Below are 269 nucleotides of genomic sequence, written 5' to 3' on the forward strand. Positions count from 1 at the left end.
CCTTTGTTTCTAAGCAGTTCTTAGAACACGCTAGTGACGAACGGTTGGAAAACATTCCCCAGTACATGATTGATGAGGCCAACTACATCGTTGATAAGCATGCCGCTCGAATCTCAGTTTTGTCTGAGGACCCGGCTGCTTTTGCCCAAATTGATCCCAAACGAGTGGCCAAGAACACGGCTGCCATGGGTAAGGCCACGAACGCGGTCCGGGTTGCTACGCAGAATAACGACTTAACCTGGACGGTCGTAGGTGCCGCTGACACAGCC

1 protein-coding gene is annotated in these 269 nt (G+C 52.0%); it reads left to right on the forward strand.

The genetic code is table 11. From position 1 onward, the window contains the following. Positions 1–269: aminopeptidase (locus tag AC6UDG_RS07610; RefSeq protein ID WP_500706976.1), on the forward strand; the 269-nt coding region annotated here is incomplete at both ends.

The organism is Fructilactobacillus sp. X2R1C1 (assembly GCF_059901435.1).